This window comes from Sphingobium ummariense RL-3 (assembly GCF_000447205.1).
In the GTDB taxonomy this organism is placed as follows: Bacteria; Pseudomonadota; Alphaproteobacteria; order Sphingomonadales; family Sphingomonadaceae; genus Sphingobium; species Sphingobium ummariense.
In genome coordinates this window covers 77,254-103,137 of the sequence record NZ_AUWY01000019.1, presented here as the reverse complement: position 1 = coordinate 103,137, position 25,884 = coordinate 77,254, and the positions used below count along the sequence as shown (strand labels likewise).

Sequence of the window (25,884 nt, the reverse complement as noted above, 5' to 3'; positions counted from 1 at the left end):
GCATGGCGGGCCTGCGCTGAAGGGGAACCGCGATGACCGATGCGGCCATGCCGAAGCCGTCGGGCAGGATCCGCTGGATCGTCTGCGCCCTGCTCTTCGCGGCGGTGGTGCTGAGCTATGTCGACCGGCTGGTCCTGCCCACGCTGAAGCCTGACCTTCAGGCGCGCTACGGCTGGAGCGAGAGCGGCTATGCTGACCTCGCGATCTGGTTCCAGGCGGGATACGGCATCGCCTATGTCCTCTTCGGCCGGGTGATCGACAGGATCGGGGCGCGGGCCGGCTATGCGCTGGCGGTGACGCTGTGGACCTTCGGCCATGTCGCGCACATCTTCTTTACCTCGACGGCCGGGATGCTGATCGCGCGTATCCCGCTCGCCATCGGTGAAGCGGGGACCTTCCCGGCCGCGATCGCGGCGACCAACGAATGGTTTCCCAAGCGCGAGCGCGCGCTCGCCATCGGCATCTTCAACGCGGGATCCAATGTCGGCGCGATCGTCACGCCGCTGATCGTGCCGATCATCGCCGTGTCGCTGGGCTGGCGCTGGGCCTTCATCCTGACCGGCCTGCTGACCGTGATCTGGCTCGCCGCCTGGCTCGGCTTCTACCGCAGCCCGCGCGAGAAGAAGGGGCTGAGCGCCGAGGAACTGGCCTGGATCGAGGCGGAGCCGGTGGAGCCGCAGCGCCCGGTCAAATGGGCGACGCTGTTCCGGCATCGCCAGACCTGGGCCTATATCAGCGGCCGTTTCCTGATCGATCCGGTGTGGTGGACCTTCCTCTTCTGGCTGCCCGACTTCTTCAACAAGCAATATGGCGTGAAGATGCTGGACTTCGGTCCGCCGCTGATCGCCGTGTACCTGCTCGCCGACGTCGGATCGGTGGCCGGCGGATGGCTGTCGTCGCGGCTGATCGGCCGGGGCGCCAGCGTCAACCGGGCGCGCAAGACCGCCATGTTCTGCTGTGCCCTGTGCGCGGTGCCGATCGCCTTCGCGGCGCAGGCGCCGTCCATGTGGATCGCGGTCGCGCTGATCGGCCTCGCCTGTGCCGGGCATCAGGGCTTTTCCGCCAATATCTATGCGCTGCCGGGCGACCTGTTCCCGCGCTGGATGGCGGGATCGGTCATCGGCCTGGGCGGCCTGTCCGGCGCGCTGGGCGGCATGCTGATGGCGAAATATGCCGGCATGATCCTGGAAACCGTCGGCAGCTTCCAGCCGATCTTCTTCGTCGCGGCCTGCGCCTATCTGGTCGCGCTGCTCGTCATTCACATCTTCGTCCCGCGCTATGCGCCGGTCAGACTTTCGGACAAGGCATGAAACCGCTGAAACTTCACCCCGACCGGCTTTTTCCGGCCGAAGGACGCACCCGCGACATCGCGCGCGCCCTCCATGCCAGCGTCCGCGACCTGCCGATCGTCAGCCCGCACGGTCACACCGATCCGGCGTGGTTCGCCTATGACGAACCCTTCGCCAACCCGTCAGACCTGCTGATCGTGCCGGACCATTATGTGTTCCGCATGCTGATGAGCCAAGGGGTGAAGCTGGAGCAACTGGGCATCCCGACCGTCGATGGCAGCCCGACAGAGACCGATCCGCGCGCGATCTGGCACCGGTTCGCCGCGCATTACCATCTGTTCCGCGGCACGCCTTCCCGCCTGTGGCTGGACTGGGTCTTCGCCGAGGCGTTCGGTATCGACGTGCAGCTGGAGACGGCGACCGCCGACCATTATTACGACCTGATCGACGCGGCGCTGAAGACCGATGCCTTCCGCCCGCGTGCGCTGTTCGAGCGCTACAATATCGAGGTGATCGCCACGACCGAGGGGCCGCTCGATCCGCTCGATCATCACCGTGCGATCCGGGAATCGGGCTGGAAGGGCAAAGTGGTCACCGCCTATCGCCCCGACCCGGTGATGGACCCGGACACAAGCGGCTTCATCGACAAGGTGCGCGCCTTCTGCGCCATGGCGGGCGAGGACAGCGGCAGCTTCGCCGGCTATCTGCGCGCGCATGAGAAGCGGCGGGCCGATTTCCGCGCGGCGGGCGCGACCTCCACCGACCATGGCCATCCGTCGGCCTTCACCGCCGACCTGCCGGCTGCCGAGATCGAGGCGCTCTACGCCAAGGTCATGGCCGGTCCGGTGGCGCCGCAGGAGGCGGAGCTGTTTCGCGGCCATATGCTCACCGAAATGGCGCGCATGTCGATCGAGGACGGCATGGTGATGCAGATCCATCCCGCGGTCTATCGCAGCCACAATGCCGCCGTGCTCCAGCGCTTCGGCCGCGACAAGGGCGGGGACATACCGCTTCCCGGAGAGTTCGTGCGGGCGCTGAAGCCCTTGCTCGACCGCTTCGGCAACGATCCGCGCCTGACGCTGGTGCTCTTCACCCTGGACGAGGATGTCTATTCGCGCGAGCTGGCGCCGCTGGCCGGCCATTATCCCGCACTGCGGCTGGGGCCGCCCTGGTGGTTCCACGACAGCCCGGAGGGCATGCGCCGCTTCCGCGAACGGGCGACCGAGACGGGCGGTTTCTACAATACCGTCGGATTCAATGACGACACCCGCGCTTTCCTGTCGATCCCGGCGCGGCACGATGTCGCCCGTCGTATGGATTGCGCCTTCCTCGCCCGCCTCGTCGCGGAGCACCGCATGGATGAGGACGAAGCCTTCGAGGTTGCCCGCGCCCTGTCCTATGATCTCGTCAAGCAGGCCTACAAGCTATGACCCGTCTGTCCGCGGCGACGCTTGCCGACCTCCCCGCCGATGTGCTCCGCCCCGGCTATGACCGCGTCGCGGTGAAGACGGGCGTCGTTCATCTCGGCATCGGCGCCTTTCATCGCGCGCACCAGGCGGTGGTGTTCGACGATGCGCTGGCCGCCGGCGACCGGCGCTGGGGCATCGTTGCCGCGTCGCTGCGGTCCCCTGCGGTGCGCGACCATATGGTGCCGCAGGACTGCCTTTATACCCTGCTGGTCCGCGATGGCGCGGGGGAGGCTGCGCGCGTCATCGGCGCGGTGCAGGACGTGATCGTGGCGCCGGAGGATCCCGAGGCGCTGCTCGCTGTCATGGCCGCGCCCGATACCCATATCGTGACACTGACGGTGACGGAGAAGGGCTACAAGCTCGACCCCGCCACCGGCGCACTGATCGAGGGGGATGCGCAACTCGCCGCCGACATCGTTTCGCTCGATCGGCCGCAGACGGCGCCCGGCTATATCGTCGCGGCGCTCGCCCGGCGGCGCTCGGCGGGCCTGCCGCCCTTCACCGCGATTTCCTGCGACAACCTGCCGCATAATGGCACGCGCCTGCGGGCGGCGGTGCTGGAGCTGGCCCGCCGCCACGATCCGGCGCTGGCGGAATGGATCGCGGCGAGGGGCGCGTTCCCCGAGACCATGGTCGATCGCATCGTCCCGGCCACCACGGCGGAGGACATCGCCGCGCTCGCCGCGCGCATGGGGATCGAGGACCAGGCGATGGTCAAAGCCGAACCCTTCGTCCAGTGGGTGATCGAGGATCGTTTCTGCGGCCCGCGCCCCGTGTTCGGCGCGGGCGTTCAGCTGACGGCGGCCGTCGCCCCCTGGGAGGAGGCGAAGCTGCGCCTGCTCAACGGGGCACACAGCGCCATCGCCTATCTGGGCGGGCTTGCCGGCATCGAGCATGTGCATGAGGTGCTGGCCCTGCCCGAGGCCCGCGTCCTGGTCGAAGCGCTGTGGGACGAATCGCAGACGACGCTGTCGCCGCCGGCCGAGCTGGATATCGCCACCTATCGGCGCGCGCTCATGGCGCGGTTCGACAATCCCACCCTGCGCCATCGCACGCGCCAGATCGCGATGGACGGATCGCAGAAGCTGCCCCAGCGACTGCTCGCCCCGATCGCTGCGCGGCTGGAGGCAGGGCAGAGCATCGAGGCGCTGGCGCTCGCCGTCGCGGCGTGGATGCGCTGGCAAGGCGGGTGGGATGACCAGGGGCAGGCCTTCACGGTCGACGATCCGCTGGCCGACACAACGGCGGCTTGCCTCGCGCAGGCGGGCGACACGGCTGCGCGAGTCGATTCGCTGCTGGGCATCGAGTCGATTTTCCCCCCCGCACTGGCAGGGAGCGGCGCCTTTCGCATGGCGTTGGTCCATTGGCTCGGCCGGATCGAGACGGACGGCGCGCGCGGCGCCCTGCGGGATTTCAAGCGGGCGGAATAGCCGCGCCGACTCGGCCAGTTCATGCCACTTGCCTGAGAACGGTATACGATATTCCGCATCTGTAACAGGTCGGAGGCAGGCCGGACATAAGTAGCGGGTTTCGGCTGCTTTTTGTCCATGATGGAAGCGACTGCTCCATCCACCGCAATCCCACGATCCGAGTGCTCGGTGGCTGCTTGACAAAAACTCGGACAAGACTATGCAGCCATCTGATAGCGCTACCAGCTGGTTTAACAGCTGTTGAGCTGTGTTTCAGGAGAGGGGTTACCCATGTCTGTTTCTCGTACCCACGCATTCCGTCTTGCCCTGCTCGCCTCCGCGATCGGGTCGATGGGCGCTGCCTCCGCCGCGCTGGCGCAGGATGCCGCCGCGACCGCTCCGCAGGCCGCCGATGCTGCCCCGCAGACCCCCGACGTCGCCCCGCCGCAGGATGAAGCCGCCGACATCGTCGTGACCGGTATCCGCGGCAGCCTCCAGAGCGCGACCAACGCCAAGAAGAATGCCGTGGCTTTTGGTGACTCGATCTTCGCCGAGGATATCGGCAAGCTGCCTGCCACCAACCTTGCCGAAACGCTGAACCGCATGCCGGGCGTTCGCCTGAACCGCGACATCACCGGCGAAGGCACGCAGGTCGCGATCCGCGGCCTTGGCCCCAGCTTCTCGAAGGTCCTGCTGAACGGCTCGCAGATTGCGGTCGCGTCGGACGGCGGCACCACCGGTGGTGGCGGCGACAACCGCCAGGTCGACCTCGACTTCTTCCCGTCGGAACTGTTCACACGGCTCGACCTCGCCAAATCGGCGACGGCATCGACCATCGAGGGTGGCATCGCCGGCACCGTCAACCTGCGCAATGCGCGCCCCTTCGACAAGCCGGGCACCCATGTCACCGTCGTCGCGCAGGGCCAATATACCGACAGCAATGATCGCCTGAGCCCGCGCGGCGCGATCGTCGCCAGCCACACCACCGATACGTTCGGCATCCTGCTGGGCGTTGCGGGGGTCAAGACCAAGACCCGCGTCGACGGTTTCGACACGGTGGGCTGGACCGACGGCAATCTGGGCGCCGGCGATCCGGGCGGCAACAACTTCAACTGGGCGTCGGTCGTGCCCCGCAACACCGGCCATGGCCTGGTGGCCGGCCAGCCGGTCGACGTGGTCGCGACCTCCGGCCTGACCCGCGACCAGCTGAGCACCGCGCTGATCCCGCGCCTCGCCCGCAACGCGCTGACCGAAGGCGACCGCTCGCGCATCTCGGCGCTGGCCTCGGTCGAATGGCGCCCCAGCGACGAACTGCATTTCGCGATCGACGGCATCTGGGCCAAGTCGACCCGCGACTTCACCCGCGTCAACATGAACTGGCAGGTCCGCAACTCCGGCCCCGGCACGAGCCCGCAGTCGACCGGCGGCATGATCCCGATCGACCTGACGGTCGACGAGAACAATGTCGTGACCAGCGGCACCTTCGCCAACTCGTCCTTCTTCCTGGAGGCGAGCCGGTTCAAGCAGACCACGCATTTCTGGAACATCAACCCCAGCGTGACGTGGGAGCCGACCGACAAGCTGAAGGTCGTCGCGAACTTCAACATGTCGAAGAGCCGCTTCTTCCGCGAGCAGCCGACCTGGGCGTTCCAGACGACGCCGCAGTCGGGCGTGGACGTCTATTATGACAATACCGACGGCTATTATCCGCAGATCACGACCAATATCGACCTGAACAGCCCGGACGCCGGCTGGCAGTGGTATCGCCAGAACGTCCAGAACGTCCGCCGTCGTACCGAGACGCAGGGCGCGCATCTGGACCTGACCTATGGCGACGAGTTCCTGAACTTCAAGGTCGGCGGTGCCTATGACCGCGCCAAGCGCATCGTGCGCGCCTATGACAACAGCAGCGCCTATCAGGCGACGGTGTGCGGAGCGACCTGCGACGGCCTGACGGGTTCGATCACCAACGCGCAGATCCCGCAATATCTGATGCCGTTCCCGGTCAACAATTTCGGCCATCTGGCGAACCGCAACGTCGGCTACACCGCCTATGTGGTGCCGAATTTCCAGCAGATCATCGACGCCACCAACTATGAGCAGTTCCGCGACAATGCGCCGGAATCGCGCGGCGCGGTGACGGGCACGCCGACCGGTGACGTGGACGAGAAGGTCTGGGGCGCCTATTTCGAGGTCAACGGGAAGACGACCTTCCTGGGTCGCGACCTGGATGTGAATGCCGGCATGCGTTATGCCCGCACGAAGCAGAATGTGCTCGGCCCGAGCCAGGTCGGCGACACGATCGTCGATATCGAGGCCAACTCGACTTATGAAAACTTCCTGCCGGCGCTGAACGTCACGTGGAGCGCCATGGACAATCTCAAGCTGCGCTTCTCCGCGTCGCGGACGATGACGCGGCCGGAAGCCAGCAACATCCTGCCCGGCGTTACCTTCTCCGATCCGTCGGCGCTGGTGGCCACGGCGGGCAACCCCGACCTTAAGCCGTTCACGTCCGACAATATCGACATCGGCGGCGAATATTATACCGGCGGCATCGGCTATATCGGCCTGACCGGCTTCCAGAAGAACATCCAAGGCTTCACGCTGACGCAGCAGAGCCAGGTGACCTTCGGTTCGCTCAACATCCCGTTCGCCAGCCTCCAGTCGACGCAGCAGAACGCGTTGAACGACCGTGCCCAGGCAACCGGCCTTGCCGTCAACGACCTGCCGGTCACGGTGAACCGGCCGATCAACCTCCAGTCTCTGAAGATCCAGGGGATCGAGGCGACCTGGGTGCAGCCGCTCGACTTCCTGGTGAAGGGCCTCGGCTTCTCGGCCAACGGCACCTACCTCAAGCAGTCGTCCTCTTCGGGCCTGGTCGCGACGGGCGTGCCGAAGTGGTCGTACAACCTGCAGGGCTTCTATGAGAATAACGGCCTGTCGGTCAGCCTGAACTATGTCTGGAACGACAAGTCGATCGGCGCGAACGGGCCGCAGAACGGCATTACCGAAGCCTTCCTGGGCAATGACTCGCGCGGCCAGCTCGACCTGTCGGCGGGTTACCAGCTGCCCTTCTTCAACAAGGCGCTGCGCCTGACGGTGGACGTGCTCAACATCACCAACGAGCCGATTCGCACCATCTTCGCCTACGACAACGCGCCTTATTCGATCTTCTACCCCGGCCGGCAGGTGCTGGCGGGCGTCCGGGCGAACTTCTGATCCTCCCCCGAGGAACTTGTGGGTCGGCCTTCGGGCCGGCCCTTTTTCTTTGAGGGAATGACGGCCATGATGACAGCCATGCGATCGCTTCTCTTCCTGCTTCCGATCGGCCTGCTGGGCGTGGCGCCCGCCTCGGCCGCCCCGTGCGTGCCGGTCTGGATCAACGGCTGGGCCTCATCCCAGATGCTGCCGACCGGCGATAATGTGCTGCCGCCCGGAACGCTGGGCGGCAACAGCTTGCGCCAGATCGTCCGTTCTTCGATCGACGGCCGACGGCTGCGCGTCCGGCTGTCCAACCTGGCGGGGACGCGGCCCCTTCGGATCAGCGGCGCCAGCATTGCGCGGGCGCTCGGCGCGAAAGGCGGGGCGATCGAGGGTGGCTCGCTTATGCGGCTGCGCTTCGACGGACGGGCCGACGTCATCCTGCCGGCGGGTGGCGACTATCTGTCCGACCCGGTCGACATGCCCGTCAAGGCATTCGGCAATCTCGCAGTCAGCATCCTTTATGCCGAGGAGCCGTCGGCCCAGACGTCTCATCCCGGATCACGCGCGACATCCTATGTGCTGCCGGGCGACCATCTGAACGACCCGGCGATGGAAGGGGCGAAGACCTTCGAACGCTGGCAGACGCTGGCCGCGGTGGAGGTGGAGCGCTGCGGCCCGGCGAAGCTGGTCGTCGCGCTGGGCGATTCCATCACCGACGGGCGGGGATCGACCACCGACGGCAACGACCGCTGGACCGACGTGCTGGCGGCACGGCTCCAGGCCGATCCGAAGCGCCGCCATATCGCCGTGGTCAACCAAGGGATCGGCGGCAACCGGCTGCTGAACGACGGCCTGGGCCCCAGTGCGCTGGCGCGCCTGGACCGGGACGTGCTCGCGCAGCCGGGCGTGACCAGCCTGATCGTGCTGGAAGGGGTCAACGACCTCGGCACCGCCACGCGCGAGGCGCCGATCAGCGAGGCCGAGCACGTCCGCCTGGTCGAGCGGGTCATCGGCGCCTATCGCCAGATCATCGCGCGCGCCCATGCGCACGGGATCAAGGTGATCGGCGCCACGATCCTGCCCTATGGCAGCAACGATTATTACCACCCCGATGCCAGGAACGAGGCGGACCGGCAGGCGGTGAACGCCTGGATCAGGGCGCCCGGCCATTTCGATGCGGTGGTCGATTTCGACAAGGTGACGCGCGATCCCGCGCAGCCCGATCGTCTGTTGCCCGCCTATGATATGGGTGATGGCTTGCACCCCTCGCCCGCGGGCTATCGGGCGATGGCGGAGGCGATACCGCTCGGCCTGTTCGACTAGGAGCCGATAGCGCTCTTATCCGGCCTTGCCGCCGCGCGGGCGGGTGCTGCCGGAGTCGAGCACCGTTTCCATCGCGACGAAGGTCGATGTGCTGGCGACATGGGGCAGGCTGGAGATCTTCTCCCCCAGCACCATGCGGTAGCGGCGGATGTCGGCGGTGCGCACCTTCAGCAGATAGTCGAAGCTGCTGGCGATCATGTGGCATTCCTCGACCTCGGGAATGCGCCGGACGGCCGCGTTGAATTCGGCGAGGGCCTTTTCCCGCGTGTCGCTGAGCTTTACTTCGGCGAAGGCGACATGGTCCATGCCGAGCTTCGCCTGGTCGACGATGGCGCGGAAGCCGCGGATGACGCCGCTATCGACAAGGCGCTTGAGCCGGACCTGGCAGGGAGTCTTGGACAGGCCGACCAGCTGGGCGAGGTCGGTGACGGTCATGCGCCCGTCCTCGGCCAAGGCGGCGATGATCTTCCTGTCGAAATCGTCGAGCTCGGCGGTCTGGCTGCGCATGCTCAAAGGCCGATCATAACATGTTGGTCGGGGAAAGAGGATTCGAACCTCCGGCCCCTGCCTCCCGAAGACAGTGCTCTACCAGGCTGAGCTATTCCCCGACCGATGCCGGAAGCGCGATGCCGCGCCCCCGTAAGGCAGGTCGCGGTCTATAGTGAGGGCTTTGGGGGCTGGCAAGCGCTTGGATGCGCTTTTTTTAGCCGCTACAGTCGGCGCGATCCACTGTCCTGAAAGAGACCATGACCAGCCCGCATTATGAGCAGCAATATCTGGACCTGATGCGCCGCGTCTGGACCGAAGGGGACGAGCGGATCGACCGCACCGGAGTCGGCACGCGGTCGATCCTGGGGGCGACGATGCGCTTTTCGCTGGCGGACGATGCCGTGCCGCTGCTGACCACCAAGCGGGTCTACTGGAAGGTCGCGGCGCGGGAGATGCTGTGGTTCCTGACCGGGGACACCAATATCCGCGAACTGGTGCGGCAGGGGGTGCATATCTGGACGGACTGGCCGCTCGACGCCTATCGCAAGGCGACGGGGGAGGCGATCGACCGCGACGCCTTCGAGGCGCGGATCGTGGCGGACGAGGCGTTCGCGCGGCAGTGGGGCGACCTGGGCCCGGTCTATGGCGCGCAGTGGGTGGACTGGCCGCGCTACGAACCGGTGGGGGACGGCCTCTACCGCAAGGCGGAAAAGGGGCACAACCAGATCGCGGCGCTGGTCGAGGCGATTCGGGCGACGCCGGGATCGCGCAGATTGCTATTTACCGGCTGGAATGTGGCGGAGATCGCGAACATGGCGCTGCCGCCCTGCCATATGACCTATCAGTTCCAGGTGGCGGAGGGGCGGCTGAACGGCCTGCTGTTCCAGCGCAGCTGCGACCTGGGGCTGGGCTTTGCCTTCAACATCTTCGGACTTTCCATGATCACCCGGATGCTGGCCCAGCAATGCGATCTGGAGCCGGGCGAGGTCGTCTGGCAGGGGGGCGACGTCCATCTGTACCTGAACCATGCGGCGCTGGTGGAGGAGCAGATGAACCGGGTTCCCGCTGGCGCGCCCAGGCTACGGATCAATCGGCGGCCTTCGAGCATTTTCGACTATCGGATCGAGGATTTCGAGGTGCTGGATTATGCGCCGCAGGCCCATATCGCGGCGCCGGTCGCGGTTTAAGGCGGTGAGCGAGGTGGCGAGTTAACGGAGCATCTTGCCTTCCAGTGCTTTGAAATATAATATCTGCGCCAAGCAATATTGTTGCAATGCACCATGGAGACAGGATGAGCGACCCGATCGGCACCGGGGCGGAGGAAGGACGGGCGGGACGCAACCTGCCGCCGCTGCGCCTGCATGTTCCCGAGCCGCCCGCACGGCCGGGGGACGAGGCGGATTTCAGCTATTTCGATATTCCGCCTGCGGGCGCTGCCCCCCGGCCGGATGAGGCGGCGCAGCCGGGCGAGATGCGCGACATGGCCTATGGCCTGATTCGGGTGCTGGACGATGAAGGCGCGGCGGTCGGCGCCTGGAACCCGGGCCTGCCGCCCGAGACGCTGCTGCGGATGCTGCGCGCCATGGCGCTGACCCGCGCGTTCGACGGACGCATGTTCCGGGCGCAGCGGCAGGGCAAGACCAGCTTCTACATGAAGTCGACCGGCGAGGAGGCGGTGTCGATCGGCGCGGCGCTGGCGCTGGCGCGGGACGATATGTGCTTTCCCAGCTATCGCCAGCAGGGGATATTGATCGCGCGCGACTGGCCCATCGTCGACATGATGAACCAGATCTATTCCAACAAGGGCGACCGGATGAAGGGCCGCCAGCTGCCGATCATGTATTCGGCGCGGGAGGCCGGGTTCTTCTCCATCTCCGGCAACCTCACCACCCAATATCCGCAGGCGGTGGGCTGGGCGATGGCGAGTGCGGCGAAGGGCGACACGCGGATTGCCGCGACATGGTGCGGCGAAGGATCGACGGCGGAGGGCGATTTCCATTCGGCCTGCACCTTCGCCAGCGTCTATCGCGCCCCGGTGATCCTGAACGTCGTCAACAACCAGTGGGCGATCAGCAGCTTTTCCGGCTTCGCCGGGGCGGAGGCGACGACCTTCGCGGCGCGAGCGATCGGCTATGGCATCGCCGGGCTGCGCGTCGACGGCAATGACGCGCTGGCGGTCTATGCGGCGACCCGCTGGGCGGCGGACCGGGCGCGGGCCAATGCCGGGCCGACGCTGATCGAGCATTTCACCTATCGCGTCGAAGGGCACAGCACCTCCGACGATCCCAGCGCCTATCGCTCCGCCGAGGAGAGCAGCAAATGGCCGCTGGGCGACCCGATCGCGCGACTGAAGCAGCATTGCATCGCGATCGGCATCTGGGACGAGGAGCGCCACGCGGCGATGGACAAGGAATTGGCCGAAATGGTCCGCGACGCCGCGCGCGAGGCGGAGAAGAACGGCATATTGGGCCATGGCCTGCACCATCCGATGGAGAGCATGTTCGAGGACGTGTTCGAGGAGATGCCCTGGCACCTCAAGGAACAGCAGCAGCAGATGCTGGACGAATGGAAGGCGGCGGGGCTGTGAGGAAAAACGTGATCTCCACATCCGCTCGGGCTGAGCCTGTCGAAGCCCTGCTTTTTTCTTTAAGAAAGGAAAGCCCTTCGACAGGCTCAGGGCGAACGGGAAAAATGGTGATGCGTCATGGCTGATGACGTGATCGAAACCCGCACCCAAACCACCCAGATGACCATGATCCAGGCGATCAACAGCGCGCTGGACGTGATGATGGAGCGCGACCCCGACGTGGTCGTGATGGGCGAGGATGTCGGCTTTTTCGGCGGCGTGTTCCGCGCCACGGCCGGCTTGCAGCAGAAATATGGCAAGAACCGGGTGTTCGATACGCCGATCACCGAATGCGGGATCATCGGCGTCGCGGTGGGCATGGGCGCCTATGGGCTGCGCCCCGTGCCGGAGATCCAGTTCGCCGACTATATCTATCCCGCACTCGACCAGCTGGTGAGCGAGGCGGCGCGGCTGCGTTACCGGTCGGCGGGCGAGTTCATCGCGCCGATGACGGTGCGATCGCCCTTCGGCGGCGGCATCTTCGGCGGGCAGACGCACAGCCAGTCGCCCGAAGGCATCTTTACCCACGTCTCCGGCGTCAAGACGGTGATCCCGTCGACGCCCTATGACGCCAAGGGGCTGCTGATCGCGGCGATCGAGGATAATGATCCGGTCATCTTCTTCGAGCCCAAGCGCATCTATAACGGCCCGTTCGACGGTCATTACGACACGCCTGCGAGGAGCTGGGCCGGGCATCCGGAGGCGCAGGTCCCCGCCGGCTATTATCGCATCGAACTGGGGAAGGCGCGGATCGTCCGGCCGGGCGAGGCGCTGACCATCCTGTGCTATGGCACGATGGTCCATGTGGTCGAGAATACCGTCGCGAAACTGGGCATCGATGCGGAGATCGTCGATCTGCGCACGTTGGTGCCGCTGGACATCAAGGCGATCGAGGGGTCGGTCAGGAAGACCGGCCGCTGCCTGATCGTGCACGAGGCGACGCGGACCAGCGGTTTCGGCGCGGAACTCTCCGCACTGGTGCAGGAGCGCTGCTTCTATCATCTGGAGGCGCCGGTGGAGCGCGTCACGGGGTTCGACACGCCCTATCCGCACAGCCTGGAATGGGCCTATTTTCCGGGGCCGGTGCGCATTCGCGAGGCCATCACCAAGATCATGAAGGACTAAGGCGTCATGACGCTGTTCACGTTCAAGCTGCCCGACATCGGCGAGGGCATTTCGGAAGCGGAGATCGTCGGCTGGCACGTCAAGGTCGGCGACCGGGTCGAGGAGGACCAGCCGATCGCCGACATGATGACCGACAAGGCGACGGTGGAGATGGAAAGCCCGGTGGCCGGCACCGTGGTGCGACTGGCGGGCGAGCCGGGCGATCAGGTGCCGATCGGGTCGATGCTGGTGGAGATCGAGGTGGAGGGCGAGGCGATCGCGGCCGCCGAGGCACCGCCGCTGTCCGAGGAGACGATCGCGGCGGAGACGCCGGGGGAGGCGGTGATCGAGGAAACAGCCGCCGGTCGCCCTGTCGAGCCGAGCCACTTGTCTCAGCCCGATGTCGGGGGGCCTTTCCCTTCTGCTGTCCCGGCTCGGGAAGAAGAAGAGGGCTTCGACAGGCTCAGCCCGAACGGAGCTGGGGTGGTCCCCTCCAAGGCGGAGCACGTTCTTGCCTCCCCGGCCGTGCGTGCGCGGGCGAAGGAACTGGGGATCGACCTGGCGCAGGTGAAGGCGGCGGGCGACCGCATCCGCCATGCCGATCTCGACGCCTATCTGCTCTATGGCGCGGGGCAGGGCTATCGGCCGGCGGGGCGAGCGGCGAAGCGCGCGGACGAGCAGGTGAAGGTGATCGGCATGCGCCGCCGGATCGCGGAGAACATGGCGGCGTCCAAGCGGCACATCCCGCATTTCTCCTATGTCGAGGAGATCGACGTCACCGCGCTGGAGGAACTGCGCGAACAGCTGAACGCGAACCGGGGCGAGCGGCCCAAGATCACCATGCTGCCGCTGCTGATCGTCGCGCTGTGCAAGGCGCTGCCCGACTATCCGATGCTGAACGCCCGCTATGACGACGAGGCGGGCGTGGTGACCCGCTTCGGCGCCGTGCATCTGGGCATCGCGACGCAAACCGACGCCGGGCTGATGGTCCCGGTGATCCGCGACGCGCAGGACCGCAATGTCTGGCAGCTGGCGGGCGAGATCCGGCGGCTGGCCGATGCGGCGCGGATGGGCAAGGCGAAGTCGGAGGAGCTGTCGGGTTCCACGCTGACGCTCACGTCTCTCGGGCCGCTGGGCGGCATCGCGACGACGCCGGTCATCAACCGGCCGGAGGTCGCCATCATCGGCCCCAACCGGGTGATCGAGCGGCCGGTGTTCCGCGGCCGGGAAGTGGTCGCGGCGAAGCTGATGAACCTGTCGATCAGCTGCGACCATCGCGTGGTCGACGGCTGGGACGCGGCGAGCTTCGTGCAGGCGGTGAAGAAGGTGCTGGAGGCGCCGGCGTTGTTGTTCGTGGACTGACGGCGGGACGCGCTACTTCGTCATGATGACGATGGCGCCTTCCCCCATGTTCGGCTTGAAGAGCATCTTGAGGACGCGCCGCACGATGCGGAACCGGCGCTTGCTGAGCCAGCGCCGGGGATAGTCGCGCGGCTCGTAGAATATGGCGTGGAGCACCAGCGGCATGGGAATAACGCGGTAGTCGCGAAAACCGACCTCCTGCCCGCGCTGGACGATCAGCCGCGGCGGCATGTCGCGTTCGGTGACGCCGAAGCGCTCCATCACATCGAGGGAATGGGGATTGGTCGAGTGGCCATCGCCGGGCTCATGGGTAATGAGGATGCCGCCGGGTTTCAGCGCCTTGTAGGCGGAGCGGATGGCCGAAAGCTCATCTTCCGCATGATGCAGCGCGTCGAAGAAGATGGCGGCGTCGAATTCCTCCTGGAACGTCAGCGATTCAAAGTCGCTGCAGATGAAGCGCGCGACATGATCGACGCCGTGGAGCCGGCTGTTTTCCTCCGCCAGATCGACCATGTCCGGTGCGATGTCCTGCCCGACGACCTCGTAGCCGGCGCGGGCATAGAAGACGCTGGTCCAGCCGCCGCCGCAGCCCAGGTCGAGGAGCCGTGCAGGCGGGCGGGGAAGCAGCGATATGATCGCGCCGATGGCCATCAGTTCGATGCCGCATTGCGGATCGGAATAGGGCTTTGCCAGGCTATGGCCGCGTCCGCCCTCTCCCATATTGGCGAGATACGCGCGCTCCGCTTCCTTCGACATTGATCATCTGCTCCAGCTACCAGGGCCGGCTCTATGGCGGGAGGGAGGCAGACTCAAGCGGGAAGGGCGACGGGAAAGGTCAGCGGATCGTGGCGCGGTAGCTGATCCGGCCGGTGGCCCCGGCCGGAATCTCGTCCGCCAGCGCCCAGCGAACATGGGTGACATCCTCCGGCAGGGCGCGCCGCACCCCGCCGAGCGGGGTGGGGAGCCAGAGCTGGTCCAGCCGTCCCCAGTGCGCGCCGCCGTCGACCGAAAGCAGCATGGCGGGATCGCGCAGGTCGGGCAGGCTGCCGCGCGGCACCGGCTGGGTGAGGGCGAAGCCGCGCACGGAACGGAGTCCTTCGTTGCGCCAGTGGAGCAGGACGACCACCCGGTCGCCGGGCGCGACCCGCGCGGCGCTCGCCAGGATGCGGCGGGGGCGGCCATTGGCGTCGGTGTGCAGCCGCTCCACGAACATCTGACGGTCGACGCGAATGTCCTGCGCCATGGCGGGCGTGCCCGCCGGCAGCAGGGCAAGGGCGCCCAGGCCAAGGATCGTCGTTCCGCGTCCGGTCATGCGCTTCCTCTTGCCGTCCTGTCCATGCGCGGACGTAGGGGAGCTGACCGAATATTTGGTTAATCGTCCCCTTTTCCATGCCTTGCATGGCTTCCCCAAATTGACGCGGGGGGACGGTCGGTGCACATCTGCAGCAGGGGACTTCAAGGATCGATCGGACGTGACACCCGCTGAGCAGCTGGAGATCAACAGGCGGCGCGACCGGCTGCTGGCGTCGATCGCGCTGACGAGCGGGATCGGCCTGCTGATCGCCATGCCCTTTGCCCTTCGGGCGGGCGCCGAGTTCTTCCTGCCGCTGACCGCCGCGCTGGTGGTCGCGATCGCGCTGGTGCCGTTCCTGGAATGGATGGAGCGGCGGCGGGTGCCGTCGGCGCTGGCGGCATTCCTGGCGGTGATCGCGTTCCTGCTGGTGGCCAATACCGCGCTGGTGCTGATCGTCGTGCCGGCGACCGACTGGTTCCGGGTGCTGCCGCAGCGGCTGCCCAAGATCCAGGCGAACCTGGCGCCGCTGATCGACTTCTATTCGCAGCTCCAGCGCTTCGTCGACGAGACGGTGCAGATGCTGGCGAGCGGGCCGGTGGCGGCGGCGCAGACCGCGGCGGTCGAAGCGCCGCGCTCGCTGCTCCAGTTCGCCGCCACATCAGCGCCCGCCGCGATCATCCAGATGGTGTTCGGGCTGCTGATCATCTATTTCTTCCTGGCCGGCTGGACCCGGCTGCGGCGGCGGACGATCAACAGCCGGGGCAGTTTCGACGGCGCCCTTGCAGTGGCGCGGGTGATCCAGAATGTCGTCGACGCGACGTCGGCCTATGTCATCACCATCGCCACCATCAACCTGTGCCTGGGCATGGCCGTCGCGGTCGCGCTGTGGGTGATCGGCATGCCGTCCCCGATGATGTGGGGCGGCATCGTCGCGCTGCTGAACTTCGTCCCCTATTTCGGGCCGATGCTGGCGGCGGTGCTGCTGGGGCTGGGCGGCCTGATGGTGTTCGACGACGTGTGGGTGGCGGTGCTGCCGGCGGTGCTGCAGATCGGCTTTCACCTGGTCGAGGCCAATGTCGTCACGCCGCTGGTCCTGGGGCGGCGGCTGACCATGAACCCGCTGCTGATTCTGGTGTCGCTGACCTTCTGGGGATGGGTGTGGGGGACGCCCGGCGCGCTGCTGGGCGTGCCGCTGCTGATCATCATCCAGACCGTCGTTGCGGCCGCGGGAACGCCGGATATCGCGGGCTTCCTGTTCGAGCAGGGGACGCTGACGGTGACCCCTCGCAAAGAAAATGACGAGAAAGAAGAAAGTCCCGACGCAGGCGGTTGACAGGGGGAGCGTGCCCGCATAGATGGCCGCTCCACACCGAACGCGGGTGTAGCTCAGTTGGTTAGAGCGCCGGCCTGTCACGCCGGAGGTCGCGGGTTCGAGCCCCGTCACTCGCGCCACTTTCGACAGGAAAGTGGCCCCCAGTCATCAAGACTGGACCCCCGCTAAACGAAACGGAACGATGCCTGGGCTGCGCTCAGGGAAAGCGCCAGCGGCCGGTTTCCATCCAGAGCAGCAGGCGCTTCAGGGGCAGGATCCAGATCCAGACGATTCCCAGCGCGACATAGACCGGCACCTGCAGCAGCATCGGCAGGCGGCCGATGAAGCCCGACAGGCTGCCCACCATCACCGCCCAGAGCGTGATGAGGAGCAGGATCGCGAACATGCCCGCGGGCTTGCGCCAGCTTGGCTCATGCGCCTTCATCGGTGGTGTCTCCTTCGATCAGCGCGATTTCGGTCATGACCATGTCGAGCGGCAGATCCCACGGGTCGGCGGGAACGGCGTCGATTTCCTGCACCGACCAGGCAAGGCCGATGCGCAGCGCGTCGGGCCAGCGGGCGAAGGCGCGGTCATAATAGCCGCCGCCCTGGCCCAGCCGGTTCATCGCCTTGTCGAAGCCCAGCAGCGGCGCCACGATCGCGTCCGGCACGACCGGCACGCCTGCGGGCGCGGGGTGGCTGGTGCCGAACAGGCCTGGGAAGAGCTGGTCCTCCGGCCGCCAGGGAAGGAAGTCCATGCTGCCCAGGCGATCGAGCACGCGGGGAAGCGCCACGGCCTTGCCCATGGCAACGAGCTGCGCCGCGAGCCGCTGGGCCGGCGCCTCGTCATCGAGGCCCATGTAGAGCGCCACCGTGCGCACGTCCTGCAGACGGCGGGCGAGAGGCGAGGGGATGACCTTGAACGCCAGCCGGTGGGCCAGCGGGTCGAGAGTCGCGACGAAGGCCCGCCGCCGTCGCCGGGCGATCATGCGCAGCCTGCCCTTGTCGGCCGGATCGGAAGTGTCGTCGGTCATGCGGGCGGCCTTACAGGAGGCACGGGGCGGAGGATAGGGGAGGGATTGCCGTTGCTCCATCCATCGTTCCTCCTGAGTAGCCGCTGAGCTTGTCGAAGCGGCGTATCGAAGGACTAAGTCGTGCGAGGCCTCTCGATACTTGAATAGGTTAACCATCCCCCGGATGGTTCAGGATTGTCCGGGGGACAATCCGGCCTATTCAACTTCGACAAGCTCAGCCCCTACTCGGGACGAACGGAGAAATGAAATGTGCAGCAAAGGGTGACGGGACCGCCTCGGTCGTTTGCTGGAAAATCCTCTGACGCCTCAACGTCAGGTGGGGACCATATAGATCGGGCCTGAACCCGCCCAGGGACAGCCCCCTTGGATGTGATTATCGCCTCAGGGATGTTCGCTAAAGCTCGTGCCAGGCAGTACCCGTCCCGCTCAATCTAGGCGCCTGGGGCATCCACGGCAAGGCGGTCGCGCAGTTTTTCTATACGGTCTGCCAGCGCCTCGACCGCGCGGGCGGCCGGCTCGTCCTCGGTCTCCAGCGCCAGGCTCTGCTGCCGCCCGATCGCCTCGCGCTTCATGTCGTTGAGCTCGTCAGCCAGGAACAGCGCGGCGAACAGCAGGGTGCGCACTTCGGTCAGGCCGGGCGTGCTTTGCTGCGCCTGCCTCGCCTTGCGCTCGATCAGGCTGGCGAGATGGGCGAGATGGGCCTCTTCCCCGTCGCGGCAGCGGATGGGATAGTGGCGGCCCGCGATGACCAGCGTGGTTTCAGCCATGTCTTTTCCCCTGAAGATCGCCGATCAGTTCGTCGAGCGAACGCAGTGCCGCGCGCGCGGCGGATTCGTCGATGGTGGAGGGGGCGGGTGGGGCGCTGTCCGACAGCGTCGCCACGGTCTGTTCCAGCCGGCTGATCGCGCGCTCCAGCGCGCCGATCGCCTGCATCATGCGGTCGCTTGCCATGGCACAGGCATAGCAAAGTTTTCAGCCTGTAAAAGACGCCATTGAACGGCGTGGGGCCGGACGAAGGTCTGCTGCGGTTGACGCATCGGGCTTGACGCGACAAAGGAGGCCCGATCTCGATTCGTCGGCCTACAGGGGGCCGCTCTATCACAGTGCAGGAAAGACGCCCGCCTCGATGACAGTTTCCGACATGTCGCTCGCCAACGCGATCCGCGCGCTCTCCATGGACGCCGTGCAGGCCGCCAACAGCGGGCATCCGGGAATGCCGATGGGCATGGCCGATGTCGCGACCGTCCTGTTCAAGGATTATCTGAAGTTCGATCCCGCCGCGCCGAAATGGGCCGACCGCGACCGCTTCGTGCTGTCGGCGGGGCATGGGTCGATGCTGATCTATTCGCTGCTGCACCTGACCGGCTATGCGCGGCCGACGATGGAGGACATCCGCAACTTCCGCCAGCTCGGCAGCCCGTGCGCGGGTCATCCCGAGAATTTCGAGCTGGCTGGGGTCGAGGCGACCACCGGGCCGCTGGGATCGGGCCTTGCCACCGCCGTCGGCATGGCGATCGCGGAGCGGCACCTGAATGCGCAGTTCGGCGACCTAGTCGACCACCGGACCTGGGTGATCGCGGGCGACGGCTGCCTGATGGAAGGCATCAACCATGAGGCGATCGGGCTCGCCGGCCACCTGAACCTGGGCCGGCTGATCGTGCTGTGGGACGACAACAAGATCACCATCGACGGCGCGGTAGACCTGTCGAGCAACGAGGATGTCCGCGCGCGCTATGCCGCGACCGGCTGGCACGTCGTGTCCTGCGACGGCCATGACGTCGCCGACGTGCGCCGCGCCATCGACGAGGCGCTGGCCGACCCGCGCCCGTCGCTGGTCGCCTGCGCCACCAAGATCGGCTACGGCGCGCCCAACAAGGCGGGCACCTCGGGCGTCCACGGCTCCGCGCTGGGCGAGGCCGAGGTTGCGGCCGCGCGCGAATTCCTGGGCTGGACCGCCGAGCCGTTCGTCATCCCCGAGGACATCGCCGCCGCGTGGAAGGCCATCGGCGCGAAGGGGGCGGACGTCCGTGCCGCGTGGGAAGGCCGGCTGGCAGGCCATGAGCAGGGCGGCGAGTTTTCGCGCCGCATGGCGGGCGAACTGCCCGAAGGCTTCTCGCTCGAGGCCTATATCGACAGCCTGATCGCCAACCCGCAGAAGGTCGCGACCCGCAAGGCGAGCGAGCTGGCGCTGGGCGCGATCAACGACCTGCTGCCCGAGACGGTGGGCGGATCGGCGGACCTGACCGGTTCCAACAACACCAAGACCAAGTCGACCGGGCCGCTGACCCGCGACGATTATGCCGGCCGCTATGTCTATTACGGCATCCGCGAATTCGGCATGGCCTGCGCGATGAACGGCATGGCGCTGCACGGTGGCGTCATTCCCTATGGCGGCACCTTCCTGGTCTTTTCCGACTATATGCGCGCGGGCATCCGGCTGGCGGCGCTGCAGCAGATCCGGTCGATCTTCGTGCTGACGCATGATTCCATCGGCCTGGGCGAGGACGGCCCGACCCACCAGCCGATCGAGCATGTCATGTCGATGCGCATGATCCCGAACCTGGACGTGTACCGCCCGGCCGACATCGTCGAGGCGGCGGAATGCTGGGAACTGGCGCTGAAGGATGCGGACGGCCCGTCGGTGCTGGCGCTGACCCGCCAGAACCTGCCGCAGCTGCGCACCGAAAAGAGCGAGAACCTGTCGGCCAAGGGCGCCTATCGCCTGGTCGCCGCGACCGCCGCGCGCAAGGTCGTGCTGATCGCCACGGGTTCGGAGGTCGAGATCGCCGTCGCCACCGCCAGGCTGCTGGAAGAGCAAGGCATCGGCGCGGATGTCGTCTCCATGCCGAGCTGGGCGCATTTCGAGGCGCAGCCCGACGCCTACAAGACCGACCTGCTGCCGCATCATGTGCTGCGCGTTTCGATCGAGGCGGGAACGACCTTCGGCTGGGAACGCTATACCGGCATCGCCGGCCTGCGCTTCGGCATCGACAGCTTCGGCGCGTCGGCCCCGGCGGAAGCGCTTTACGACCATTTCGGCCTGACCGCCGCCAAGATCGCGCCGCAGATCGCGGCTGCTCTCGACAACTGATCATCACCCTGAGGAGGCTAGTGCAGTGGCAACGAAGGTAGCAATCAACGGTTTCGGACGCATCGGCCGCCTCGTGGCGCGCGCCATCCTGTCGCGCACGGATCATGACCTGGAGCTGGTCAGCATCAACGACCTGGGCGACGCCAAGTCGAACGCCCTGCTGTTCAAGCGCGACAGCGTGCATGGCAACTGGGCCGGCACGGTCGAGGTCGACGGCGATTTCCTGGTGATCGACGGCAAGCGCATCGCCGTGACCGCCGAGCGTGACCCTGCCAAGCTGCCGCACGCGGCGCAGGGCGTCGAGATCGCGCTGGAGTGCACCGGCATCTTCGCCAGCAAGGAGAAGGCGAGCGCCCATCTGACCGCGGGCGCCAAGCGCGTCGTCATCTCCGCCCCGGCCACCGGGGTCGACAAGACCATCGTGTTCGGCGTCAACCATGGCGCGCTGACCGCCGACGACATCGTGATCTCCAACGCCAGCTGCACCACCAACTGCCTCGCCCCGCTCGCCAAGGTGCTGCACGACGCGATCGGCATCGAGCGCGGCTTCATGACCACGATCCACAGCTACACCAACGACCAGAACACGCTGGACCAGCTGCACAAGGACATGCGCCGCGCCCGTGCCGCCGCCCTGTCGCAGATCCCCACCACCACCGGCGCCGCCCGCGCGGTGGGCGAGGTGCTGCCCGAGCTGAAGGGCAAGCTGGACGGGTCTTCGGTGCGCGTGCCGACGCCGAACGTGTCGGTCGTCGACCTGAAGTTCATCCCCAGCCGCGACACGAGCGTCGAGGAAGTCAACGGCGCGCTGAAGGCGGCGTCGGAAGCCGGGCCGCTCAAGGGCATCCTAGGCTATTCGGACGAGCCGCTGGTGTCGATCGACTATAATGGCGATCCGCGCAGCTCCACCGTCGACAGCCTGGAGACCGCCGTCATCGAGGGCAAGCTGGTCCGCGTGCTGAGCTGGTACGACAATGAATGGGGCTTTTCCAACCGCATGATCGACACGACCGGGGTCGTGGCGGGGCTGCTGTAAGCGTACTTCCTCATCCGTTCGTGCTGAGTAGGGACTGAGCTTGTCGAAGTCCCGTATCGAAGCATCCGCCTCAACCCTTCGATACGCCGCTTCGACAGGCTCAGCGGCTACTCAGGGCGAACGGGTATTTGTCGGGGCTTGGGAGTATGACCATGGCTAGACCTTTCAAGACGCTTGACGACATGGGCGACATCAGCGGCAAGGCCGTGCTGGTGCGCGAAGATCTGAACGTGCCGATGCAGGATGGGAGCGTGTCCGACGACACGCGCCTGCGCGCGGCGATGCCGACGATCCTGGAACTGGCCGATCGCGGCGCCAAGGTGCTGATCCTCGCGCATTTCGGGCGTCCCAAGGGGCAGAAGAACCCGGAATATTCGCTGAGCAAGATCACCCGCCCGCTGACGCAGGTGCTGGGCCGCGACGTGCAGTTCATCCCCGATTGCTGCGGCGAGGCGGCGGTGGACGGCATCGCGGTGATGCGTCCGGGCGATATCGCGATCCTGGAGAACACCCGTTTCCACGCGGGCGAGGAGAAGAACGACCCGGCGCTGGTCGAGGCGATGGCGGCGATCGGCGACCTCTATGTCAACGACGCCTTTTCCGCCGCGCACCGCGCCCATGCCTCGACCGAGGGGCTGGCGCACAGGCTGCCCGCCTTTGCCGGGCGGTCGATGGAAAAGGAGCTGGACGCGCTGGAGGCGGCGCTGGGCCAGCCGGTGAAGCCGGTGGCGGCGGTGGTCGGCGGGGCGAAGGTGTCCACCAAGCTCGACGTGCTCAACAACCTGGTCGCCAAGGTCGATCACCTGATCATCGGCGGCGGCATGGCCAACACCTTCCTGCACGCGCGCGGCGTCGATGTCGGCAAGTCGCTGTGCGAGAAGGATCTGGCCGACACGGCCGAGGCGATCCTGGACAAGGCGGACGCGGCCGGCTGCACCATCCACCTGCCCTATGACGTGGTGGTGGCCAAGGAATTCGCGGCCAATCCGCCGTCGGTCCGCACCTGCAACGTGCACGAGGTCGCGGCGGACGAGATGATCCTGGACGTCGGCCCGGCCGCCGTCGAGGCGCTGGGCGACGCGCTCAAGACCTGCCGGACGCTGGTGTGGAACGGGCCGCTGGGCGCGTTCGAGATCGCGCCGTTCGACAAGGCGACGGTGGCGCTGGCCAAGACGGCGGCGGCGCTGACCAAGGAAGGGCAGCTGACCTCCGTCGCGGGCGGCGGCGACACGGTCGCGGCGCTCAACCATGCCGGCGTGGCGGGCGACTTCACCTTCGTCTCGACCGCGGGCGGCGCCTTCCTGGAATGGATGGAAGGCAAGGAGCTGCCGGGCGTCAAGGCGCTGATGGGGTGAACTGGACTTTCTGGCGCGGCACCTTTATAGGCCCGCGCCGGACAGATTCCATTTCCCAGGGGCTCGCCGACACCCCGGGGGCGCGGGCGGCACTGCCGATGCCGTGTTCCATGGAGGATGCCCACCACGCTCATGGGTGAGCACTGGTCTTGGGAACCAGACTGGTGGTTCGATTCCACCGCTTTCGGATAGCTCAGTGGGAGAGCAGTAGACCGTAAATCTACTTGGCGCGGGTTCGAATCCCGCTCCGACAAGCCCTGAACCGGCTTTGCAACCGATGGGAAGCTGGCGGGGCGTTCAGGCCAAGGTTGGATGAGGGGAAACCCGATTTCTTCCGCGGCACCCTTTGAGGGGCTCAGCGCCGGTGCGGATACCGGCGGTCATCAATGCGACACCGCGCCTGTCCCGCTCCGGCTGGACCGGCGGCCGATCGAGCAGATACCGCCTCAAGCACTGGCCCGCCATCCTTGAAGCGGGAACGCGCCGCCGGCCGACCTGACCCTCCTTCTCCTGTCTTGAAATCGCCACAATGCTCCTTTACCGGCGCATTTCCCCGCTTGGCATGGTGCCCTGCGGCAAACCGGGCTGGTGAGAATTTGGTGATTCCGAACCTACATCGGCGGAACGCAGGGTCAGGCGAGCGGTAACGCGCCCTGCCGGTGGTGCCGCCTTCATCTGGCGCGGCATGACCGGATTTGTCGTCAGCCCTCCAAAAGAGGAGGGCGACAATGTACAACAGCTTCATTGTTTCCGAAAAGCAGCGCGGCCTCCTCATCCGGGATGGCCGCTTCATCCGCATGCTCGAACCGGGCCGGCAGCGTATCTTCGATCCGCTCGGCCGGTACGAATTTGAGCTGTTCGACGCAACCGGCATGTTCGCTTCGCCTTGGGCGGAGCTGATCGCCAAGGGGCATCCGGAGATCGCTGCCGAATATTTCCAGACCGTCAAGGTCGAGGAAGGGCAGGTCGCGGTCGTCCGGCTCGACGGACGCGCGTCGTTCATCGTCCGGCCGGGCGAAACCGTCCATGTCTGGACGGTGCTCAAGACGGTCGAGGTCGAGACGTTCGATATCCTCGTGCAACCTCGCTTGACGCGCGAGCAGCTCGTGGCGTTCGAGAAGGCGACGACGGTTGTGGCTTCGCCCCTGTCGAACATCGCTGTCGTGAACGTCAGTGAGGCGGAGGAGGCGCTGGTCTTCTTCGACGGCGAACTGGTCGAGACGCTGGGGCCGGGCCGGTATGGATACTGGCAGATCGGGCGCAAGGTGACGGCGAAGGTCATCGACATGCGGCCGCTGCCCGTGGAAGTGACGGCGCAGGAGATATTGACGCGGGACAAGGTGTCGCTGCGCGTGACGCTGACCGCCTTCGTCAAGGTGGTCGATGCGCGCCAGGCGGCGCTGTCGACTCCCGATTTCCAGGCCCATGTCTACAAGCTGGTGCAGTTCGCCGTGCGTGAGGCGATCGGCGGGCGGACGCTGGACGAGGTGCTGAGCGATCGTGTTTCGGTCGACCGGCAGATCGTCGAGCATGTCCGCGCGGCGATCGGCGGCACGGGGGTGGCGGTGACGGAACTTGGTATCAAGGACGTCATCCTGCCCGGCGACATGCGCGAACTGATCAATAAGGTGGTCGAGGCGGAAAAGACCGCGCAGGCTAACCTGATCCGTCGGCGCGAGGAGACCGCCGCCACCCGCTCGCTGCTCAACACGGCGAAGCTGATGGAGGACAATCCGACGCTGCTGCGGCTCAAGGAGCTGGAATCGCTCGAGCGCGTGACCGAGAAGATCGGCCGCATCGACGTGCATGCTTCCTCGGGCGAGGGGTTGAACGCGGTGCTCGATCGCCTCGTCAGCCTCAGGGCCAGGGACTGAAAAGGGGAAAGGCGGCGCGAATGGCGCCGCCCTTTCTCATTCCGGCGCCTTTTCCCGCAGCAACGGCACGAGCAGGGCGTTGAGCGCGTCGAGGTCGAAGGCGCCGGACTTCGCGTAGCGGAGCACGCCGGCGCGATCGATGACGAAGTTGGTGGGGACGCCGGTCAGCGGGCCATAGGCACCCTTGATGCGCCGGGCGGAAGGCATCTTCATGACCGCGAACAGCTTCTTGAGGCGGCCGATCGGCACGGAGTCCTCCGTGGTGATGGCGAAGATCTTCAGCCCGTGCTTCTGCTGCGCCGCATAATAGGCGTCGAGCGTCGGCAGTTCCTTGCGGCAGGGGACGCACCAGGTCGCCCAGAAATTGAGCACCACGACCTGGCCCTTGAGGTCGGCGAGCGAAACCTTCGAGCCGTCGATCAGGGTCAGTTCGAAGGGTGGGGCAGGGGCGTCGATCACCGGCTCTTTCGCGGCCTGCGCCGGTGTTGCGACTGCGAACGCCAGTGCCGCCGCAACCGTCCATGCCCAACGACCCGCCATGCCTTCCCCCGGATGATGCCCCCGCAACAAATAGCAACGGGCGGCGCGTCCGCCAATGCCCCTTGGATCGCCG

At 66.5% G+C, this 25,884-nt stretch carries 22 protein-coding genes and 3 tRNA genes; 16 read left to right on the top strand and 9 right to left on the bottom strand.

Annotated features, from left to right (window positions below):
* Nucleotides 1-32: 32 nt before the first annotated feature.
* The 5 genes from M529_RS26040 (at nt 33) to M529_RS26020 (ending at nt 8,694) form a co-directional block, all read left to right on the top strand.
* A complete protein-coding gene (locus tag M529_RS26040; protein ID WP_021316211.1) occupies nt 33-1,310 on the top strand; it encodes an MFS transporter in 1,278 nt (425 codons plus the stop codon).
* Entirely contained in the window at nt 1,307-2,719 is a 1,413-nt protein-coding gene (gene uxaC, locus M529_RS26035) for a glucuronate isomerase (protein WP_021316210.1), read from the top strand. Before M529_RS26040 ends, uxaC begins: the two co-directional genes overlap by 4 nt.
* Nucleotides 2,716-4,188 carry a mannitol dehydrogenase family protein gene (locus M529_RS26030; RefSeq protein ID WP_021316209.1) on the top strand — a complete coding sequence of 491 codons (1,473 nt, stop codon included), beginning with the start codon at nt 2,716-2,718 and terminating at the stop codon, nt 4,186-4,188. The genes uxaC and M529_RS26030 overlap by 4 nt, the downstream gene beginning before the upstream one ends.
* A gap of 270 nt (nt 4,189-4,458) precedes the next feature.
* Nucleotides 4,459-7,386, top strand: coding sequence for a TonB-dependent receptor (locus M529_RS26025; protein ID WP_021316208.1), 2,928 nt, complete (start codon nt 4,459-4,461; stop codon nt 7,384-7,386).
* A 78-nt stretch (nt 7,387-7,464) separates the two neighbouring features.
* Complete coding sequence (locus M529_RS26020) at nt 7,465-8,694, top strand: SGNH/GDSL hydrolase family protein (protein WP_031294031.1); 1,230 nt, start codon at nt 7,465-7,467, stop codon at nt 8,692-8,694.
* A gap of 15 nt (nt 8,695-8,709) precedes the next feature.
* Here M529_RS26020 and M529_RS26015 read toward each other — a convergent pair whose 3' ends face one another.
* Entirely contained in the window at nt 8,710-9,201 is a 492-nt protein-coding gene (locus tag M529_RS26015; RefSeq protein WP_021316206.1) for an Lrp/AsnC family transcriptional regulator, read from the bottom strand.
* 24 nt (nt 9,202-9,225) lie between these two features.
* Nucleotides 9,226-9,302, bottom strand: a tRNA-Pro gene (locus M529_RS26010).
* Between the two features lie 138 nt (nt 9,303-9,440).
* On the opposite strand from M529_RS26010, the gene thyA reads away from it, so the two are divergent.
* The 4 genes from thyA to M529_RS25990 all read left to right on the top strand — a co-directional run bounded on the left by thyA (nt 9,441) and on the right by M529_RS25990 (nt 14,275).
* Nucleotides 9,441-10,370, top strand: coding sequence for a thymidylate synthase (gene thyA, locus M529_RS26005; protein WP_021316205.1), 930 nt, complete (start codon nt 9,441-9,443; stop codon nt 10,368-10,370).
* A 104-nt stretch (nt 10,371-10,474) separates the two neighbouring features.
* Nucleotides 10,475-11,770, top strand: coding sequence for a 3-methyl-2-oxobutanoate dehydrogenase (2-methylpropanoyl-transferring) subunit alpha (locus tag M529_RS26000; protein ID WP_021316204.1), 1,296 nt, complete (start codon nt 10,475-10,477; stop codon nt 11,768-11,770).
* Nucleotides 11,771-11,929: 159 nt separating this feature from the next.
* A complete protein-coding gene (locus M529_RS25995; RefSeq protein WP_031294029.1) occupies nt 11,930-12,934 on the top strand; it encodes an alpha-ketoacid dehydrogenase subunit beta in 1,005 nt (334 codons plus the stop codon).
* Between the two features lie 6 nt (nt 12,935-12,940).
* Nucleotides 12,941-14,275, top strand: coding sequence for a dihydrolipoamide acetyltransferase family protein (locus M529_RS25990; protein WP_021316202.1), 1,335 nt, complete (start codon nt 12,941-12,943; stop codon nt 14,273-14,275).
* Between the two features lie 12 nt (nt 14,276-14,287).
* On the opposite strand, the gene M529_RS25985 is transcribed toward M529_RS25990, so the two are convergent.
* Together M529_RS25985 and M529_RS25980 are read right to left on the bottom strand one after the other, a co-directional pair.
* Complete coding sequence (locus M529_RS25985; protein ID WP_021316201.1) at nt 14,288-15,031, bottom strand: class I SAM-dependent methyltransferase; 744 nt, start codon at nt 15,029-15,031, stop codon at nt 14,288-14,290.
* Between the two features lie 79 nt (nt 15,032-15,110).
* Entirely contained in the window at nt 15,111-15,587 is a 477-nt protein-coding gene (locus M529_RS25980; RefSeq protein WP_021316200.1) for a hypothetical protein, read from the bottom strand.
* A gap of 160 nt (nt 15,588-15,747) precedes the next feature.
* On the opposite strand from M529_RS25980, the gene M529_RS25975 reads away from it, so the two are divergent.
* Entirely contained in the window at nt 15,748-16,902 is a 1,155-nt protein-coding gene (locus M529_RS25975; RefSeq protein WP_021316199.1) for an AI-2E family transporter, read from the top strand.
* A 42-nt stretch (nt 16,903-16,944) separates the two neighbouring features.
* A tRNA-Asp gene (locus M529_RS25970) sits at nt 16,945-17,021 on the top strand.
* A gap of 77 nt (nt 17,022-17,098) precedes the next feature.
* Here M529_RS25970 and M529_RS25965 read toward each other — a convergent pair.
* The 4 genes from M529_RS25965 to M529_RS49885 all read right to left on the bottom strand — a co-directional run bounded on the left by M529_RS25965 (nt 17,099) and on the right by M529_RS49885 (nt 18,866).
* Nucleotides 17,099-17,326: a DUF2842 domain-containing protein gene (locus tag M529_RS25965; protein ID WP_021316198.1), complete on the bottom strand. Its 228-nt coding sequence runs from the start codon at nt 17,324-17,326 to the stop codon at nt 17,099-17,101.
* Nucleotides 17,313-17,915 carry a 5-formyltetrahydrofolate cyclo-ligase gene (locus M529_RS25960; protein ID WP_021316197.1) on the bottom strand — a complete coding sequence of 201 codons (603 nt, stop codon included), beginning with the start codon at nt 17,913-17,915 and terminating at the stop codon, nt 17,313-17,315. The genes M529_RS25965 and M529_RS25960 overlap by 14 nt, the downstream gene beginning before the upstream one ends.
* Nucleotides 17,916-18,346: 431 nt before the next feature.
* On the bottom strand, nt 18,347-18,682 hold the full coding sequence (locus tag M529_RS25955; protein ID WP_021316196.1) for a cell division protein ZapA: 336 nt from the start codon (nt 18,680-18,682) through the stop codon (nt 18,347-18,349).
* A complete protein-coding gene (locus M529_RS49885) occupies nt 18,675-18,866 on the bottom strand; it encodes a hypothetical protein (RefSeq protein WP_021316195.1) in 192 nt (63 codons plus the stop codon). Before M529_RS49885 ends, M529_RS25955 begins: the two co-directional genes overlap by 8 nt.
* A gap of 175 nt (nt 18,867-19,041) precedes the next feature.
* Between M529_RS49885 and tkt the strand changes: the two genes are divergently transcribed.
* From tkt to M529_RS25925, 5 genes are all read left to right on the top strand, one after another.
* Nucleotides 19,042-21,006 carry a transketolase gene (gene tkt, locus M529_RS25945; RefSeq protein WP_021316194.1) on the top strand — a complete coding sequence of 655 codons (1,965 nt, stop codon included), beginning with the start codon at nt 19,042-19,044 and terminating at the stop codon, nt 21,004-21,006.
* A gap of 25 nt (nt 21,007-21,031) precedes the next feature.
* On the top strand, nt 21,032-22,042 hold the full coding sequence (gene gap / locus M529_RS25940) for a type I glyceraldehyde-3-phosphate dehydrogenase (protein WP_021316193.1): 1,011 nt from the start codon (nt 21,032-21,034) through the stop codon (nt 22,040-22,042).
* Between the two features lie 152 nt (nt 22,043-22,194).
* Complete coding sequence (locus M529_RS25935; protein ID WP_031294026.1) at nt 22,195-23,397, top strand: phosphoglycerate kinase; 1,203 nt, start codon at nt 22,195-22,197, stop codon at nt 23,395-23,397.
* Between the two features lie 182 nt (nt 23,398-23,579).
* Nucleotides 23,580-23,651, top strand: a tRNA-Tyr gene (locus M529_RS25930).
* 474 nt (nt 23,652-24,125) lie between these two features.
* Nucleotides 24,126-25,271: a slipin family protein gene (locus M529_RS25925; protein ID WP_021316191.1), complete on the top strand. Its 1,146-nt coding sequence runs from the start codon at nt 24,126-24,128 to the stop codon at nt 25,269-25,271.
* A gap of 36 nt (nt 25,272-25,307) precedes the next feature.
* On the opposite strand, the gene M529_RS25920 is transcribed toward M529_RS25925, so the two are convergent.
* Nucleotides 25,308-25,811: a TlpA family protein disulfide reductase gene (locus tag M529_RS25920; RefSeq protein ID WP_021316190.1), complete on the bottom strand. Its 504-nt coding sequence runs from the start codon at nt 25,809-25,811 to the stop codon at nt 25,308-25,310.
* Nucleotides 25,812-25,884 lie beyond the last annotated feature (73 nt).